Annotated in this window: 14 protein-coding genes, 2 tRNA genes and 1 pseudogene; 5 read left to right on the top strand and 12 right to left on the bottom strand. The window is 58.7% G+C overall.

Annotated features, from left to right (window positions below; genetic code table 11):
- Window positions 1–37: 37 nt before the first annotated feature.
- A protein-coding gene (locus AB5Y72_RS16890) for an IS3 family transposase (protein ID WP_270822696.1) occupies window positions 38–1,242 on the bottom strand; the annotation gives its coding sequence in 2 pieces (ribosomal slippage) (window positions 38–924 and window positions 924–1,242; 1,206 coding nt in all).
- A 63-nt stretch (window positions 1,243–1,305) separates the two neighbouring features.
- On the opposite strand from AB5Y72_RS16890, the gene AB5Y72_RS16885 reads away from it, so the two are divergent.
- Entirely contained in the window at window positions 1,306–2,388 is a 1,083-nt protein-coding gene (locus AB5Y72_RS16885; protein WP_368199281.1) for a ParA family protein, read from the top strand.
- 5 nt (window positions 2,389–2,393) lie between these two features.
- Window positions 2,394–3,059, top strand: coding sequence for a RelA/SpoT domain-containing protein (locus AB5Y72_RS16880; protein ID WP_368199279.1), 666 nt, complete (start codon window positions 2,394–2,396; stop codon window positions 3,057–3,059).
- Window positions 3,060–3,465: 406 nt separating this feature from the next.
- On the opposite strand, the gene AB5Y72_RS16875 is transcribed toward AB5Y72_RS16880, so the two are convergent.
- The 6 genes and pseudogenes from AB5Y72_RS16875 to AB5Y72_RS16850 all read right to left on the bottom strand — a co-directional run bounded on the left by AB5Y72_RS16875 (window position 3,466) and on the right by AB5Y72_RS16850 (window position 10,457).
- Complete coding sequence (locus tag AB5Y72_RS16875) at window positions 3,466–3,732, bottom strand: hypothetical protein (RefSeq protein WP_010673592.1); 267 nt, start codon at window positions 3,730–3,732, stop codon at window positions 3,466–3,468.
- Window positions 3,733–4,228: 496 nt separating this feature from the next.
- Window positions 4,229–4,650: pseudogene (locus AB5Y72_RS16870) on the bottom strand (DUF4440 domain-containing protein).
- A gap of 125 nt (window positions 4,651–4,775) precedes the next feature.
- The gene (gene thrC / locus AB5Y72_RS16865; RefSeq protein ID WP_368199278.1) at window positions 4,776–6,050 is read right to left on the bottom strand and encodes a threonine synthase; all 1,275 of its coding nucleotides are present in this window, start codon (window positions 6,048–6,050) and stop codon (window positions 4,776–4,778) included.
- A complete protein-coding gene (thrB, locus tag AB5Y72_RS16860; RefSeq protein WP_232090124.1) occupies window positions 6,047–7,039 on the bottom strand; it encodes a homoserine kinase in 993 nt (330 codons plus the stop codon). The genes thrC and thrB overlap by 4 nt, the downstream gene beginning before the upstream one ends.
- Before the next feature lie 2 nt (window positions 7,040–7,041).
- Complete coding sequence (gene thrA, locus AB5Y72_RS16855; RefSeq protein WP_368199276.1) at window positions 7,042–9,501, bottom strand: bifunctional aspartate kinase/homoserine dehydrogenase I; 2,460 nt, start codon at window positions 9,499–9,501, stop codon at window positions 7,042–7,044.
- Window positions 9,502–9,764: 263 nt separating this feature from the next.
- Window positions 9,765–10,457, bottom strand: a complete 693-nt coding sequence (locus AB5Y72_RS16850; RefSeq protein ID WP_042077712.1) for a tRNA/rRNA methyltransferase — start codon at window positions 10,455–10,457, stop codon at window positions 9,765–9,767.
- A gap of 195 nt (window positions 10,458–10,652) precedes the next feature.
- Between AB5Y72_RS16850 and aceK the strand changes: the two genes are divergently transcribed.
- Window positions 10,653–12,380 carry a bifunctional isocitrate dehydrogenase kinase/phosphatase gene (gene aceK, locus AB5Y72_RS16845; protein WP_325781983.1) on the top strand — a complete coding sequence of 576 codons (1,728 nt, stop codon included), beginning with the start codon at window positions 10,653–10,655 and terminating at the stop codon, window positions 12,378–12,380.
- A gap of 106 nt (window positions 12,381–12,486) precedes the next feature.
- Here aceK and AB5Y72_RS16840 read toward each other — a convergent pair whose 3' ends face one another.
- A complete protein-coding gene (locus AB5Y72_RS16840) occupies window positions 12,487–12,876 on the bottom strand; it encodes an META domain-containing protein (protein WP_325781982.1) in 390 nt (129 codons plus the stop codon).
- Window positions 12,877–13,042: 166 nt separating this feature from the next.
- Between AB5Y72_RS16840 and AB5Y72_RS16835 the strand changes: the two genes are divergently transcribed.
- Window positions 13,043–13,519 (top strand): hypothetical protein, encoded by a 477-nt coding sequence (locus AB5Y72_RS16835; protein WP_325781981.1) that lies wholly within the window; start codon window positions 13,043–13,045, stop codon window positions 13,517–13,519.
- 4 nt (window positions 13,520–13,523) lie between these two features.
- On the opposite strand, the gene AB5Y72_RS16830 is transcribed toward AB5Y72_RS16835, so the two are convergent.
- Both AB5Y72_RS16830 and AB5Y72_RS16825 read right to left on the bottom strand, forming a co-directional pair.
- On the bottom strand, window positions 13,524–14,003 hold the full coding sequence (locus tag AB5Y72_RS16830) for a putative 4-hydroxy-4-methyl-2-oxoglutarate aldolase (protein ID WP_216990706.1): 480 nt from the start codon (window positions 14,001–14,003) through the stop codon (window positions 13,524–13,526).
- 105 nt (window positions 14,004–14,108) lie between these two features.
- On the bottom strand, window positions 14,109–14,519 hold the full coding sequence (locus AB5Y72_RS16825) for a DUF3293 domain-containing protein (protein WP_325781980.1): 411 nt from the start codon (window positions 14,517–14,519) through the stop codon (window positions 14,109–14,111).
- A gap of 385 nt (window positions 14,520–14,904) precedes the next feature.
- Here AB5Y72_RS16825 and arcA point away from each other — a divergent pair, with 385 nt between their 5' ends.
- On the top strand, window positions 14,905–15,624 hold the full coding sequence (arcA, locus tag AB5Y72_RS16820; protein WP_010673581.1) for a two-component system response regulator ArcA: 720 nt from the start codon (window positions 14,905–14,907) through the stop codon (window positions 15,622–15,624).
- A gap of 126 nt (window positions 15,625–15,750) precedes the next feature.
- Here arcA and AB5Y72_RS16815 read toward each other — a convergent pair.
- Together AB5Y72_RS16815 and AB5Y72_RS16810 are read right to left on the bottom strand one after the other, a co-directional pair.
- A tRNA-Gly gene (locus AB5Y72_RS16815) sits at window positions 15,751–15,825 on the bottom strand.
- A gap of 91 nt (window positions 15,826–15,916) precedes the next feature.
- A tRNA-Gly gene (locus AB5Y72_RS16810) sits at window positions 15,917–15,990 on the bottom strand.
- Window positions 15,991–16,072 lie beyond the last annotated feature (82 nt).

Raw genomic sequence — 16,072 nt, 5'->3', positions numbered from 1 at the left:
TGGATTTGACCCCATAGATCCAGACACTCTTTCCCGCTTAGGGTTGTGATACCCGACTGCGCAGATATTCCCGAGGGGAACGATACCCCAAGGCGCTGTGCGGGTGGTGCTCGTTGTAATGCTCGAACGCGATCGCCAAATTGCCTACCGCTGTTCGGCTATCCGGCTTCGGCATCATCTCGATATAGTCTCGCTTCATCGTCTTCACGAAGCTCTCCGCGATACCGTTGCTCTGTGGACTCCTCACCGCCGTTGTTCTGGGCTCCAACCCGATTTCTCGTGCGAACGCGCGAGTCTCATGGGCCCGATACACCGAGCCATTATCTGTCAGCCATTCCACCGGTGAGGCCGGCAACGCATCCCCGAAGCGACGCTCGACCGCGCGCAGCATGACATCTTGTACCGTGTCACTGTCGTAACCCCCGGTGCTGGCGGCCCAGTCCAAGGCTTCCCTGTCACAGCAGTCCATGGCGAACGTGACCCGGAGTTTTTCGCCATTATCGCAGCGAAACTCAAAGCCATCCGAGCACCAGCGTCGATTGCTCTCGTTAACGGCGACACGCCCCTTATGTGCCTGCTGAGCCAAGGGAACCGCCGGTTTTCTTTCCAGCAGCAGGCCATGATCGCGCATGACGCGATATACTCGCTTGGCGTTGACGACGGGCAGTCGTTCGGCCTCTGACTGACGTCGTAACAGCGCCCAGACTCGCCGATAACCATAGGAGGGGAGCTCTGCCAGCGCGCCCATGATCCGGGCAAGCAAGGCGCTGTCATCGCGTTGGCGATGCTGCCGGCCATCTCGCCAACCAGGTTTTCGATGAACATGAACGGATAGCTGCGCACGCGATACACCAAGGGCTTGGCTCACCGCCCTTAATCGTCGTCCCCCGGCAACAAGGGCGCATGCGCAATCCATTTTTTTGCTCGACCAACCTCCACAGCTTCTTTGAGGATCTCGTTCTCCATGGTCTTCTTCCCGAGCAGACGCTGGAGCTCTCGGATCTGCTTGATGGCAGCAGCCAACTCTGAGGCTGGAACAACATCCTCACCGGCGGTGATCGCCGTGAGAGAGCCTTCCTGGAATTGTTTGCGCCATTTGAAGAGCTGGTTGGCGTTGACGTCGTGCAAGCGAGCGACATGAGAGACGGTCATACCGGGCTCAAAGGTCTGCTGCACCATGGTGATCTTTTCTTGCGGAGTCCGGCGTCGACGGCGCTCGGCTCCTGTTAACACTTCGGCCATCTTCTCGTTGCGACTAGTACTGAACATAGTTCCAAGACTACCTCTTAAGTTAAGAGGGGCGAAGTGTCTGGATCCTCCAGGGGCCAATCTACCTTGACCTTTCATGTTGCACACGCTCTCGCGAGTCTAGGAAAAAAAGTATTACTCATTGATGCTGACCCACAATGTAACTTAACAATTTATTCGATGACACAGGATGAACTTCATGATATCTGGTCAGAAGAAGATTCTTTTATCGAGTTAGGTTTTGAGGGGAGTGCTAAAAAGATTGGAAATGATGCTCTTGAAAAACTTAACTCTAATGTAAGAAGTTTACACTATATATTGAAGCCTGTTGAAGATGGCGTTAGTGATGTTGAGATACTCTCACCCCCCAAAAAATTAACAGATAATCTATCAATTATTCCAGGCCGTCTGACCCTCCATCTCTATGAAGAAAAAATTGCAGAAAGATGGGCGGGAGCATACAGAGGTGACCCACTTGCAATAAGAACAATTACAAAAGTTAGAGAGATTGCACAAAGTTACGGTGATCAATATAACTTTGACTACGTTATAGTAGATACATCGCCAAGTTTAGGCTCCATGAATAAAGTCGTAATTTCAACCGTTGATGGGTTCATTGTGCCAGCATCACCAGATCTATTCTCTCTATATGGGATAAGAAACTTGGGTCACGCATTAGGCAAATGGAAAAAAGAGTTTGACATTATATTTTCACTTATTTCGCCAGAAAAAAGAGGATTATTCCCAAATAACTTCGTCAACTTTCTTGGCTATACCATATATAATGCAAAAAAGAGAAGTGATGGGAAAAACCCTTGGGGTCTTGCACGAGCACATTATAATTACGCCAGTCAGATTCCATCAGTAGTAAAACAATTTATACCAGAGGAAATTAGAAGTCATATAAATGACGGCATAGCAAACCAACCTATCGGTGAATTGTCTGTGATGCATGGACATAATACTTTCCCTGCCATGGCACAAAAATATAACCTCCCTATGTGGCAAGTACCATCTGCAGCTATAGAATCTGAAGATAAACCATCTATTCAACCTAACACAGATAAATATGAGTCAACATTAGCCGCCTATCAAGAATTCAGTTCAGACTTAATTAGTCGCATTGAGCTTCTGGGGTGATTGATATGAGTCAGCATGTTAGTGAAGCAGTCTCTCTTTACATAGAGAACAAGCATCTTGTTGAACGTTTCATGCAGAATGTTTTGGCTAGCTTTAACTTGGAGCCAGCATTAAATACAGCACCTTTCCCACTGATACACACCATTAAACATAGACTAAAAGATCCTGATCACTTGGCAGACAAGTTACATAGGATGGGGGATAAGTTCAAAGATAAAAATGAACTTTTCACTCTAGTTAATGATCTTGCAGGAATAAGAATTTTACATCTTTACCAAGATGACTTCCCTCTTATTCACAGACACATAATAAATATGGTTGAAAATGATGAGTGGCGATTATTAGAACAACCTGTTGCATACTCGTGGGACCCTGAGCTTAATGCATTCTTCCAAGAACTATCCTTAGATGTAAAGATAAAAGACAGTCATTATACTAGCATCCATTATGTGGTCGCCCCACCTAATAGCAAAACCAATGTCTCATGTGAAATACAGGTTAGAACTCTATTCGAGGAGATTTGGGGGGAAATAGACCACTCTATTAACTATCCCTATCCGACCAAGAATATGCCTGTAAAGGAGCAAATTAGAGTATTATCAAAGTTAGTTTCTACGGGTTCTAGATTGGCGACATCCATTTATAGAAGTAATACCACCCAAGTAGAATAAGACTGTATGTACAGATCTAGTTATCACCTGACACCGGCCTAAAACCGGTGTCTTGTTTACTCTACTTTTAAGAACGAAATCTAGGACATCCACCTTTTTGAGCCAGCCGTTAACTGGCTGGCTATATCTCTCATCACACACTGATCTTCCTGGAACCCGATAAATACCTTGTACACAAGTGTCATTTACCCAGTGGGGTCGCGTGTTCAGACATGGCGATGCCCCAAACAAATGCCAAAGGAGTAAAACGGGATCTATCGGATTAACAAGGTGGCTGATGACATCGTCGCTGACCACAGTGCCGGGCGAATTGCTGGCAAAAAGGTGGGAGTCCCAATTTGGAAGTCCAAAAACCATCCCGCCCGGGATGGTTTTTTATTGGATGGCGTGAAAGGCAAGGACCTTCTTACCACCGTCCCTGGGGTGGCTGCTGGTTGCGCGACTCCACCATGGCAATGAGGATGGCCATCAGGCTCGATATCAGCATCAGCCCCATGGCGATGGGAAACGTCACCAGGATGTAAGAGAAACGCCCGATCTCTGCCGCTGGAGAGTCCGATAGCATGATCATTGGCAGGGGGAATACCAATAACAGGGCCAGGTAAAACATGATCCTGGCGATCATCAAGGGGGTTTTGAGGGACTGGGTCACTATTTTTCGGTACGGCCACATGATGGTCTGCTCCCTGCACTGTGGTGTTGTTGTTGTCGATAAGCCGCGCCGTCGAGGCATCTGCGGCCCTGCTCGTCCATGAAGGGTGTCAAGCAGTCCCCTGATTAGCAGCCACGGCAGACCGGGTCAACGGGCCACGGGGGGCCGGAAATGACCCACATACAGGGTTGTGCTGCCAGGGGCGAGCATAACAACGAGAGTGCAAACCAGATTCGTAAAAACGTCGCAGCAATCACTGTCAGCGCACTTTCTGCCAGCAGGTTGTGAGGCACAACCAAAACGGGGAGTTGCGCCGTTGGCAGCGCTGTGGTGCCCCCTCCCAGGCAGAGCGGCGCCCTGCGTGCGGCTCGGGTTCCCCAGCCTGGATGGCTTGGCTCTTGCTACTCAATCTGGCTACTCAATCTGACTAACCGGTCTGGCTGCACGGCCTTGATGGTGAGCCTTGATTACGCACGCTATACACGCACACTGGCTACGTCGAGCCAGTGTGACTGCGCTAGTCAGTTGCAGGCCGATCGCCGGGCTGCTGCGCCCCCAGCAGCGTGGTGCCGTAGGAGTTGTCCACCGTGCAGCGCCACTGCCCGCCGGGCTCTTTGCGAAACACATAGGTGGCGCGCCGGGTTTCATCGATCCACCCCTCGCCGCCCGGGTAGCGCAGCCGGGTCTCCATGATCACCAGGGCATTGTCGGCCCCCTCGATCACCTCCATGGCCCCCTGGGTCACCTCAAGCTGACCGTCAAAGTAATCGGAGATGGCAGTGAAGGCGCGGCGGATGGCGGGAATGCCACGCACCACCATACGGGTTTGACCACCAGGGCGGCGTCTTCGGCGTAGAAGGTCATCAGGGCGTCGAAGTCGCGCCGGGAGATGGCGGCGTCACAGGTCTCGATCAGGGTACGAAGGGGATGCGGGCTCATGCCGTGCTCCTTGTTTCAGGGGTATAGGGCGGGTTCCCCCACCCTATACCGGACATCAATACCGGACATAAAAAAATCCCCCGCTCTCGTGAAAAAGCGGGGGATCGTCAGCGTCTCATGACGGCTTAACCGAGCAGGAAGGCCTTGAGGCGGCCAAAGTCAGCGGGCAGATCGTGAGACAGGAGCGGCAGCGCGGCGTGCTTGGCGAGCGGGCCCGGCAGCGGCACATCCAGATTCAGGATCTCGTCCACCGACTCTTTGAACTTGGCCGGATGGGCGGTGCAGAGGAACACACCGACCTCGTCTTGCCCAAGCTGCTCGTTCAGCAGATCCCAGGCAATCGCCCCGTGGGGCTCGCACAGGTAATCCAGCTGATGCAGGCGTTTGAGCGCGTCGCGAGTCTGGGCATCGTCACGCATCCCTGAGCCCAAGGTTTCCAGCGCCCAGCCCTTGCGAAGGCACAGCTCTTCCACGCGCGGCCAGTTGTTGGGGCGGCTCACGTCCATGGCGTTCGACAGGGTCGCGACTGTCTGGTGCGGCTCCCACTGGCCGGTTTTCAGGTAGCGCGGCACGGTGTCGTTGGCGTTGGTGGCGGCGATAAAGCGCTTCACCGGCAGCCCCAGCGCCTTGGCGATGAGACCCGCGGTGAGGTTGCCAAAGTTGCCGGACGGCACGCTGATGACCGCCTTGGCGCGATCGGCTTTCGGCAACTGGGCCACGGCTTCGAAGTAGTAGCAAACCTGGGCCAGCAGGCGGCTGATGTTGATGGAGTTGGCGGAGTTGAGGCCGATGGCGGTCTTGAGCCCTTCATCGTCGAAGGCATCTTTGACCAGCGCCTGGCAGGCATCGAAGTCACCGTCGATGGCGAGGGTGCGGATGTTGCCGCCGAGGGTGCAGAAAAGCGCCTCCTGCAAGGGGCTTATCTTGCCCTTGGGGTAGAGGATCACCACTTCAATCCCCTCCAGGCCGTAGAAGGCGTGGGCCACGGCGGCGCCGGTGTCGCCGGAGGTGGCGGTGAGGATGGTGATCTTGTCATTGGTTCTGAACGCAGCCAGACACTGGGCCATGAAGCGGCCGCCGAAATCCTTGAACGCCAGGGTCGGGCCGTGGAACAGCTCGAGGGCATAGGTGCCATCTTTGAGCTTCACCAGGGGCGCCGGGAAGGTGAAAGCGGCGTCGATAAGCTCGCTCACCTTGGCAGCCGGTACTTCGTCACCCAGCAGGTGGCTCAGGATGCGGGCCGAGCGCTCGGCCAGCGGCAGATCCAGCAGGGCATCCACGTCGGCCAGCGGCTCCAGGGTCTCAGGGAAGAACAACCCCTGCTCGCGGCCCAGACCCTGACGCACCGCCTGCGCGAAGCTCACCTGTTCACTCTTGTCCTTGATGTTGTAAAGATTCATAGCTCGCTTCCTGTTACCCGTGCCCCGGCCATGTCCAGTTTGCAGACCCGGGCAAATCCATCTTCATTGCGCACGAAGTGCGCTTCCATCCACTCTTTCATGCGTTCGGCCTGGGCCAGATCCTTCATCACCACGAACACGGTGGGACCGGACCCCGAGATGCCGGTGGCCAGCGCCCCGTTCTGGGCCCCCTGGGCCCGCACCTCGTTGAAACCTTCAATCAGGGCCGCGCGATAAGGCTCGGCGATGACGTCTTTCAGGACGCTGGCGGCCAGCCCTTCCTGGCGGCTGTAGCTGGCATGCACGAAGGCGGCCAGCCGGCGGCCATAGGTGAGGCAGTCCTGGCGGCGATACTGGGCCGGCAGGATGGCGCGGGCGGCGGCGGTGGAGACCACGGTGCCCGGGTAGCAGACCACCCAGTACCACTCGTCAAACACCGGGATGCCCTGGCTGATGACGCCCCCCTCCTCCAGCACCAGCTGCATGCCGCCCAGATAACAGGGCGCCACGTTGTCGTAATGGACGGAGCCGGAGATCTTCCCTTCCATCTCCCCCATCAGCAGCAGCAGGTCGTGTTCATTCAGGGGCGCACCGTGGAAGGCGTTGAGCCCTTCCAGCGCCGCCACGACGCTGCAGGCACTCGATCCCAGGCCCGAGCCCACCGGCAGGTTCTTCTCCAGCACCATTTCCAGCGGCTTGAGACCCAGGCCGCGCTTCTCCAGCGCCTCGCCGTAGGCGACCCAGCAGTCGTAGAGGATGTTCTTTTTGGGATCGTCCGGCAACTTGTGGGCATAGCGGCCCACGGAGGAGAGGGCGAAGGGCACATCGGCCCGCTTCACCTGGACCCTGTCCCCCAGCAGGGAGCCATCCACGGGGGCGAGCGCCGCCCCCAGGACGTCAAAGCCCACGCTCAGGTTGGCGCTGGAGGCCGGTGCATAGGCCACCACGCTGCCGCCCACTTCCACATTCGGGTTCATCGCTGAACTCATGCTTATAACTCCTGCTTCCAGTTCTGGGTGCGCAGCACGTCGGCGAAGACGCCGGCGGCGGTCACTTCGGTCCCTGCGCCATAGCCGCGCAGCACCAGGGGGATGGGCTGGTAATAGGTGGAGAAGAAGGCGAGCGCATTCTCCCCGTCTTTCACCTTGAACAGCGGCTCGTCACCGCCCACCGCCTTGATGGCGACCTTGCACTTGCCCCCCTCGATGGAGCCGACGTAGCGCAGCACCTTGCCTTCACGCTGGGCCGCCGCGAACTGGTCGCGGAACCAGCCGTCGGCCTCGGGCAGACGGGCCATGAAGGCTTCCACGTCGCCGCTGACGTCGAAGCCCGGCGGCAGCGCCTGCTCCACCTCTACGTCGGAGAGCTCCAGCGCCATGCCGGCCTCACGGGCCAGGATCAGCAGCTTGCGGGCCACGTCCATGCCGTTCAAATCGTCGCGGGGATCCGGCTCGGTGAAGCCGTTGCCGCGGGCGATCTGGGTGGCCTCTGAGAAGGCCATGCCCTCGTCCAGCTTGCCGAAGATAAAGGAGAGGGAACCGGACAGGATGCCGTCGAAGGCGCGCAGCTTGTCGCCGGCCTTGATCAGGTTCTGCAGGTTCTCGATGACCGGCAGGCCCGCGCCCACGTTGGTCTCGTACAGGAACTTGCGGCGGGTCTGGCGGGCGGTGCGGCGCAGCGCCTTGTAGTAATCCAGGGACCCTGTGTTGGCCTTCTTGTTCGGGGTAACCACGTGGAAGCCGGCCGCTAGGAAGTCCGCGTACTGGACGGCAATGGCTTCGCTGGAGGTGCAGTCGACGATCACCGGGTTGATGAGGTGGCTCTCTTCCACCAGCTTCTTCACCGCTTCCAGGCTGAAGCTGTCACGGGCCTCCACCAGCTGCTCGCGCCAGTTGGCGAGGTTGAGGCCATCCTTGTTGACCGCCATCTGGCGGCTGTTGGCGATGCCGACCACCCGCAGGCCGGTGCCCTGCTCGGCCAAGACCGGCTGCTGGCGGGCAATCTGATCCACCAGGGCCGCACCGACGCCGCCCACACCGACCACGAAGAGGTCGATGAACTGCTGGCTGCCGAAGAAGTTCTGGTGGCAGGCCTTGATGGCTTCGGCCACCTTGCGATCCCGCACCACGGCGGAGATGGAGCGCTCGCTCGACCCCTGCGCGATGGCGACGATGTTGATGGAGGCCTGGGCCAGGGAGGTGAAGAAGCGCGCCGCCATCCCCTTGCTGGTGCGCATGCCGTCACCGATCAGGGAGATGATGGCCAGATCGGTCATGATCTCGAGCGGATCCAGCAACTGGTTCTTGAATTCCAGCTCGAACTCGCGCTCCAGCACCTTGCGGGTCTTCTCGCTGTCGTAGCTGTGGATACAGAAGCTGACGCTGTACTCGGAGGATGACTGGGTGATCAGCACTATGCTGACCCCGGCGCGGGAGACGGCGGAGAAAATCCGGCCCGCCATGCCCACCATGCCCTTCATGCCGGGACCGGAGACGTTGAACATGCACATGCCGGAAAGATCCGAGATGGCCTTCACTTTGAGGTCGTCATCGCCGCTCTCGGGACCGATCAGGGTGCCCGGCCCCTGGGGGTTGAAGCTGTTCTTGATGAGGCAGGGAATGTGGAACTGGGCCACGGGGGCTATGGTCTTGGGGTGCAGCACCTTGGCGCCGAAATAGGAGAGCTCCATCGCCTCTTTATAGGAGAGGGTTTTGAGCAGGTAGGCATCAGGCACCAGGCGCGGGTCGCAGTTGTAGCAGCCCTCCACGTCGGTCCAGATCTCGCAGCACTCCGCATCGACGCAGGCGGCCAAGACGGCTGCGGAATAGTCGGAGCCGTTGCGGCCCAGCAGCACGGTTTCCCCCTTGTCGCTGCCACCGGTGAAGCCCGGCATCAGGTAGAGACAATCGCTACGCAGCCCTTTGGCGGCAAAGCGCAGGCGGGAGGCTTCGATGTCCACGTGGGCTTCGAGGTAGCCGCCGTCGGTCACCAGCAATTGCTCCGGCACGATGAGATCCAGATCCAGACCGCGTACCCGCAGCAGCTCGTGCATGAAGGCGATGGAGAGGTTCTCGCCCCGGCTCAGGATGCGGGCCTGGACGTTGTCCGGGCACTGCCCCAGCAGACGGATGCCCTGCATCAGCCGCTCCACCTGATCCAGCTCGGCGGTGAGGCGGCTTTGCAGCGCCTTGTCATCCAGCGCCGGGTAGGCGGCCTTGAGGCCCGCCAGCAGGCGGGAGAAGATGCCGTTGATCTCGAACAGGGTAGCGCTTGCATCCATGCCGCGGCTGGTCTGCTCCACCAGGGCGACCAGGTGGTTGGTCACCTTGGCCGGTGCCGACAGCACCAGGGCAACCTGGGATTGGCCGTGGGTATTGACCGCGATATCGGCTACCCGTAGGAAACGCTCTGCATCGGCCAGTGACGACCCGCCAAACTTCAACACTCTCATCGCTTACTCTCCCTGTCTTTTCTGCAGACAAATTGGTCTGAAAACGGCCTGAAATGAACCCAACAAAAAGGCCCGTACTGGGTGGGTACGGGCCTTTTCAGATTTCTGTGCTTGTTCGTCAGCGCATCAACCGGCCCCAGTGCCACCTGTGGTGGTACCGGTAATAATGGTGGTGGTGATGACGTTGGTGAATAGCTGCATGACGAACACTCTTGAACGAAGCTGGCTTTTAGCAATACCGCGCCTGGCGATGGGCTGTCAACCTAAACCTCCCGGCCAAACTTGCGGGCCAGGTCTTTGCAGAGCAGATGCAGCATGTTCAGATCCCGCTGCGGCAGCATGGGTACTCGGTCCATCACCCATTGATGCAGTTTTTCATCCTGAGAAACTCCGAGATCATCAAGCAATTCTGCTGTTTTTGATTTCAGCACGCGAACCTGCCCGGCATTATCAAAATTTTCTGCTACGGCCTCGGGTTCATCCAGCAACTGGCTCAACTCATAGGCGTACAACATGATCGCCTGACCCAGGTTCAGGGAGGGATAGCTCACCTTGAGGGGCAGATAGCTGATGAGATCCACCTGGGCGAGCTGCTCGTTGGAGAGTCCCGACTCCTCGCAGCCAAACACGATGGCAACCTTGCCGAGCGACGGCTTGGCGCGGATCTGGTCGCGGATCTCGGCCGGGGTGAGGTAGTGCTGGTAGCGGCCGCGCTGGCGGGCCGTGGTGGCCACCACCAGATCCATGTCGGCCAGGGCCTCTTCCAGGGTGTCGAAGGCCTGTGCCTGGGTCAGGATCTCCTGGGCCCCATGGGCCACCCAGCTCGCCTCCTCCTCTTCGTGCACCCGGCTCCCCACCAGCCGCATGGCATCGAAGCCCATGGTCTTCATGGCGCGGGCGGCGGCCCCCACATTGGCGGCGCGGGCGGGGGACACCAGCACAAAATAGAGTTTCATCGGGTTCTCTCCTGGATGGGACCGACGCCGCGAACGGCTGCGAAACGCCGGTAAAACAGGGGCGCAATCTACCGTTTATCCCCGAAGATTGCCACTTGAACAGATGTTTGGATGTTGCCATAGTGGCCCGGGGGGCGACCCCCTTTTCGCCTGGCACAGACGCCATGGGCCCGTCAGATCACAAGGAAGAGAGAGATGCAGCAGCCATTGGAGCAGGCCGTCGCCGAGACGATCCTGCAACGCTTCGAGTCGTTTTACAGCCGCTTTCTCGAGATAACCCGGGGCAGCAAGAGCCGCTTCGAGAACAGCGACTGGCTGGGAGTGCAGCTCGCCGGGCGCGAGCGCATCCGCCTCTATGATCACCACGTCGGCGCCACCACGGCCCAGATCAAGCAGATGATGGGGGAGCAGCTGCCGACCCAGGCCCTGCTCAAGCAGGTGAAGGGGGCCTTCAGCGATCTGCTGCCCCGCTGCGAGAACTTCGAGGTGGCGGAGTCCTTCTTCAACTCCGTCTATCGTCGCATCTTCCGCCATCGCAACATCCGCGACGAGAACCTCTATATCCACCCCTTCGTGAGCCGGGGCGACAAGCCGGACCTGAGCGCCCTGCTGCGCATCTATCGCACCGATCTTGCCCACCTGCCCCAGACCCTGAGCCAGCTGCTCGGGGATTACAGCTTCACCCTGCCCTATGAGGACAAGCAGCGGGACATCATGGACATCCACCGCCATCTGGCGGAGAGCGGCCCGGCCATATTGCACGAGGAGCCGTTCGCCATCGAGCTGCTCAAAGAGGTGTTCTACCGCAACAAGGGGGCCTATCTGGTGGGGCTCATCCGGGTGAAGGGGGAGGTGTATCCCTTCATCCTGCCCCTGCTCAGCACGGGCCAGAGCATCTATGTGGACACCGTCATCTTCGAGCCCGAGCTCGCCTCCATCGTGTTCGGCTTCGCCCGCGCCTACTTCATGGTCTATGCCCCGGTGCCGGCGCTCTTCGTCGCCTTTCTGCGCCAGATCATGCCCCGCAAGCCGGACTACGAGATCTACAACGCCATCGGCTGCCAGAAGCACGGCAAGACCGAGCTCTATCGCCACTACCAGCAGCACCTGGCCCAGAGCCGGGAGCAGTTCGTCATCGCGCCGGGCATCAAGGGCATGGTGATGAGCGTGTTCACCCTCCCCTCCTACGACGTGGTGTTCAAGGTGATCAAGGACGAGTTCACCCCTCCCAAGGAGGTGAGCCACGAGCAGGTGAAGGAGAAGTACCGGCTGGTGAAGCAGCACGATAGAGTGGGCCGCATGGCCGATACCCAGGAGTTCACCAACTTCGAGTTTCCGCTGGACCGCATCTCCCCTGAGCTGCTGGCCGAGCTCAAGGCGGTGGCCCCCTCGGCGCTCACCATCACCGCCGACAAGCTGGTGATAAAACACCTCTATACCGAGCGCAAGATGATCCCGCTGAACCTCTATCTGGATCAGGCGGACGAGCAGCAGACCCGGCTCGCCCTGGAGGAGTACGGCAATGCCATCCGCCAGCTCGCGGCGGCCAACATCTTCCCCGGCGACATGCTGTTCAAGAACTTTGGCGTGACCCGCCACGGCCGGGTGGTCTTCTACGACTACGACGAGATCTGCTACATGACGGAGTGCAACTTCCGCCAGATCCCGCCACCGCGCTACCCCGAGGACGAGTGGAGCGCCGAGCCCTGGTATTCGGTGGCACCGAACGACATCTTTCCCGAGGAGTTCGCCACCTTCCTGCTGCAAAAGCCCCAGGTGCGGGCGATCATGATGCAGTTGCACAAGGAGTTGTTCGATGCCAACTACTGGAAACGGCTGCAGAGCAACATCAGGGAGGGGGTATTCGAGGACGTCTATCCCTACCGGCGCAAGAAGCGCTTTCGTTTCCAGCGGGGGGGATGACCCCGGCTGAAGCAGCAAAAAGGGACGCCGTGGCGTCCCTTTTGTACATCCTTTCTGACACCGTCGCGCCGGAGTCAGGCTGCGACAGAGTCTGACGACACCGGGCCTATTTCACGGCGTCGAAGGTCAGCAGGGTCGCCTTGCCGGCATCCTTGAGCACCAGCTGGTTGCCGCTGATCTGGAAGCTGGCTACCTTCTCCAGGGACTTCAGGTACTCCATCTCCTTGCCGGCCAGATCCCCCATGCACATCATGCGCGTCGCACCCATAGGGCCCAGCGTCAAGACGCCGTCACTCTGCTCTGTGATGCTGCCAAAGTAGCGGTTGCAGCCGCCCTTGCCCGCCACCTTGTCGCCGGCGACCTGCAGGGTAAAGGTATCGCCGCTCGCCCCCTGCAACTGCCAGGTCGACGCCTGCAATTGTGCCAGTGTGGACCCCGTGGTCATGGCGCAGCCTCCCAGGGCCAGTGCGGCCAGCAGGATCAGTTTCTTGTTCATGGTTCACCTCGTGATGGAGATTGTCGTGAAGACACTGAGTGAGGGGCCTGTGTACCACGACTGTGGCGCCCATCAAAACTCTTTTATTGTGATCGGGGTTCCCTTTACTCCCTGCTGGCATGTGCCATGCTTGTAGTCCTGTTCCGGACCCAGGGAGGGGAAACGAATGGTCAAATCTCTCGTCATCGCACTCGCAGCCGGCCTCGCCTTTTCGGCCCAGGCCGCCGATTGGGATTTCCTCAAGAACGACGCCGACAGCCAGTTCTACGTCAAAAGCTATTCCGGCGTCCTGCTCGGCAACCAGGCCCATCCGGGCGACCACTTCGACCTCTGGCTCATCAACACCGGCTACCAGTATCCGGTCGAGGATGACCTCAGCCTCTACATGGAGGCCGGGCCCGCCATCGGCCCCCGCAGCGATCAGACCGGGTTCAACATCAGCTCGGGGGTGCGCTACCGCCTCTCCCCCTCCCTGAACATCGGCAGCCAGCTCAAGCAGCTGGAGGTGAGCAAGGCCAGCACCCTGGTGGAGCTCAACAGCAGCCTGCTGGTGACGCCGCAACTGGCCATCACCGCCAACTACGGCCTCAGCGCCTTCAGCACAGAACACTTCCTCACCCTGGGGGTGGGCTTCAACTTCTGAGCTCTCAGAGGAGCCGAGCACCACTCACCAGCACGCCGTTGAGATCGGCGTACACATAATCGCCGGGAGCTATGGTCACGCCGGCAAAGGAGACCACGGCATCCAGCTCGCCCAGGCCCCGTTTCTCGGTCTTGACCGGGCAGGGAGCCAGCGCCTTGACCCCCAGCGCCAGGCTGGCCAGGGTGCCCACATCCCGTACGGCCCCGTTGATCAGGATCCCTTCCCACCCCTGCTCCACCGCCTTGATGGCCAATTGATCCCCAAGCAGGGCGCGGCGCAGGGAACCGCCCCCGTCGATGACCATCACCTTGCCCTGACCGGGCCGATTCACCAGCTCCCGCACCAGGCTGTTGTCCTCGAAACAGGAGAGGGTCACGGCCTCGCCGTAAAACAGCGACTTGCCGCCATAGTCGTGGAACAGGGGGTCGGCCACCTGCAGGGTATCGCCATGTTCATCGCAAAGGTCGGGCAGCAGGTCCAGCATGATCATCATCCTTCCATGGAGTGAAATGTGTCCGCTCATTCTTTCATCATGTCGGGGTGCTGACAATCCACCGACGGGGAGCCCTGCCCGGATGGCGGGGTGGCGCTATGTCTGCCCGGAGGCAGGCGACCTGAGCCGCCAGCGGGAAGCCAGACTCCCCAGATGGCAAGGCTCGCCACCCAGCAGAACGGGAACCAGCCAGAGCTCCCCTTCAGCCACCCAGTAGAGGGCATTCTGTCCGAAGCGGGCGGCCAGCCGGATGGCCTCTTCCTGCGCGATCGGCAACAACAGGGAGTCCTCCTGCCAGCACTCGTCCGCATCGCTCCCCCATACCGGCCCCATGACGCTCTGCTCGCCGAGGTGACGCATCAGGGCGCGCTGGCGGCGGGTATTGCGACGCTCCCCCACCCACTGGCTGGCCGGGTTCCAGGCCGTGACGATGGCATAGGTAGGCCAGGCGGGCGGAGCGAAGGGGGCGATAAAGCACACATTTCTGTAGTTTTCCCACAAAGTCATGTCAACCACATGTTACATCCCATTACATTTATTAAGGGCGAAAAAGCGGGCCAGCCCAAGTATGATGCAGCGAACTCGGGGATTGACTTATATCAAACCTGAGTTAAAAAGTTGCTATCTGACGGCAAAGAGTGTTGTTATGCGCCTGTTAACTGATAAAATGCAGCAACTTTTGTAATGGACTACCTCTCCGGGCTCCTCTCGATCAGACTTGTTGAGAGCCTATGTGCGGCACAGGGATGCTGGCCAGCGTAGATACCAAATTCGCGATGATTCGACCTGATTTTCATACCCAGGATGACGTAATAAATTTTCAGGACCGGTCGGATAACGCCAAAGAGTGTTAAAATTTCGATAATTAACTGATAAGAATCTGGGAATACTCATGCAAACACCACATATTCTGATCGTCGAAGACGAGCTGGTCACCCGCAACACCCTCAAGAGCATCTTCGAGGCCGAAGGCTACATAGTGCTGGAAGCCAACAATGGCGACGAGATGCACCAGGCCCTGACCAGCCACACCATCAATCTGGTGATCATGGACATCAACCTGCCGGGCAAGAACGGCCTGCTGCTGGCACGCGAGCTGCGTGAGGATGACAACATCGCCCTGATGTTCCTGACCGGTCGCGACAACGAGGTGGACAAGATCCTGGGGCTGGAAATCGGCGCCGATGACTACATCACCAAGCCGTTCAACCCCCGTGAGCTGACCATACGTGCCCGCAACCTGCTGAGCCGCACCATGAACGTGGCCGCCGGCGGCGAAGAGAAGAAGCTGGTGGAGCGTTACCTGTTCAACGGCTGGGCCCTGGACATCAACAGCCGCGCCCTGGTCAGCCCGGCGGGCGACATGTTCAAGCTGCCCCGTTCCGAATTCCGTGCCATGCTGCACTTCTGCGAAAACCCGGGCCAGATCCAGACCCGTGCCGAGCTGCTCAAGAAGATGACAGGCCGCGAGCTCAAGCCCCACGACCGCACCGTGGATGTGACCATCCGCCGCATTCGCAAGCACTTCGAGAGCGTGGGCGACACCCCGGAGATCATCGCCACCATCCATGGCGAAGGCTACCGCTTCTGTGGCGAGCTGGAGCAGGAATAACCCTGCCAGTGATGAGAGAGGCGCCTGTTGGCGCCTTTTTTGTTTTCCGGTCGCCAGCACAGTGCGGGCGCAAAGAAGGCCAAAACAAAAAGCCCACTCGATTGAGTGGGCTTGTTGCATGAACGCTGGAGCGGGCAGCGGGAATCGAACCCGCATCATCAGCTTGGAAGGCTGAGGTAATAGCCATTATACGATGCCCGCTAGGCATCAAAACCTGCTGGTCTGACGGGAAATCCCATGACAGAGAGCTATTTGGCAGAGGTGACAACGGCATCTGCCGTTATCTGGAATGTGGAGCGGGTGATGGGAATCGAACCCACGTATGCAGCTTGGGAAGCTGCCGTTCTACCATTGAACTACACCCGCGTCAGTGGCCTCTACTATATGCATTTTGCCGCGGAGCGCAATCACCGGATTCGCATTTTTTGCCATAAATCAAGCTGTTCGA

Origin of the sequence: Aeromonas sp. R7-4 (assembly GCF_040908055.1) — a bacterium.
Taxonomy (GTDB): domain Bacteria; phylum Pseudomonadota; class Gammaproteobacteria; order Enterobacterales; family Aeromonadaceae; genus Aeromonas; species Aeromonas sanarellii.
The sequence above is the reverse complement of the archived record's forward strand: the minus strand, read 5'-3'. Positions and strand labels throughout refer to the sequence as shown.

Coding starts and splice junctions, on each gene's coding strand:
- aceK (WP_325781983.1), top strand. CDS start 10,653: ATGCAGCAGCCATTGGAGCAGGCCGTCGCCGAGACGATCCTGCAACGC.
- AB5Y72_RS16875 (WP_010673592.1), bottom strand. CDS start 3,732: ATGTGGCCGTACCGAAAAATAGTGACCCAGTCCCTCAAAACCCCCTTG.
- arcA (WP_010673581.1), top strand. CDS start 14,905: ATGCAAACACCACATATTCTGATCGTCGAAGACGAGCTGGTCACCCGC.
- AB5Y72_RS16840 (WP_325781982.1), bottom strand. CDS start 12,876: ATGAACAAGAAACTGATCCTGCTGGCCGCACTGGCCCTGGGAGGCTGC.
- AB5Y72_RS16850 (WP_042077712.1), bottom strand. CDS start 10,457: ATGAAACTCTATTTTGTGCTGGTGTCCCCCGCCCGCGCCGCCAATGTG.
- AB5Y72_RS16825 (WP_325781980.1), bottom strand. CDS start 14,519: ATGACTTTGTGGGAAAACTACAGAAATGTGTGCTTTATCGCCCCCTTC.
- AB5Y72_RS16830 (WP_216990706.1), bottom strand. CDS start 14,003: ATGCTGGACCTGCTGCCCGACCTTTGCGATGAACATGGCGATACCCTG.
- thrC (WP_368199278.1), bottom strand. CDS start 6,050: ATGAATCTTTACAACATCAAGGACAAGAGTGAACAGGTGAGCTTCGCG.
- thrB (WP_232090124.1), bottom strand. CDS start 7,039: ATGAGTTCAGCGATGAACCCGAATGTGGAAGTGGGCGGCAGCGTGGTG.
- AB5Y72_RS16835 (WP_325781981.1), top strand. CDS start 13,043: ATGGTCAAATCTCTCGTCATCGCACTCGCAGCCGGCCTCGCCTTTTCG.
- AB5Y72_RS16880 (WP_368199279.1), top strand. CDS start 2,394: ATGAGTCAGCATGTTAGTGAAGCAGTCTCTCTTTACATAGAGAACAAG.
- thrA (WP_368199276.1), bottom strand. CDS start 9,501: ATGAGAGTGTTGAAGTTTGGCGGGTCGTCACTGGCCGATGCAGAGCGT.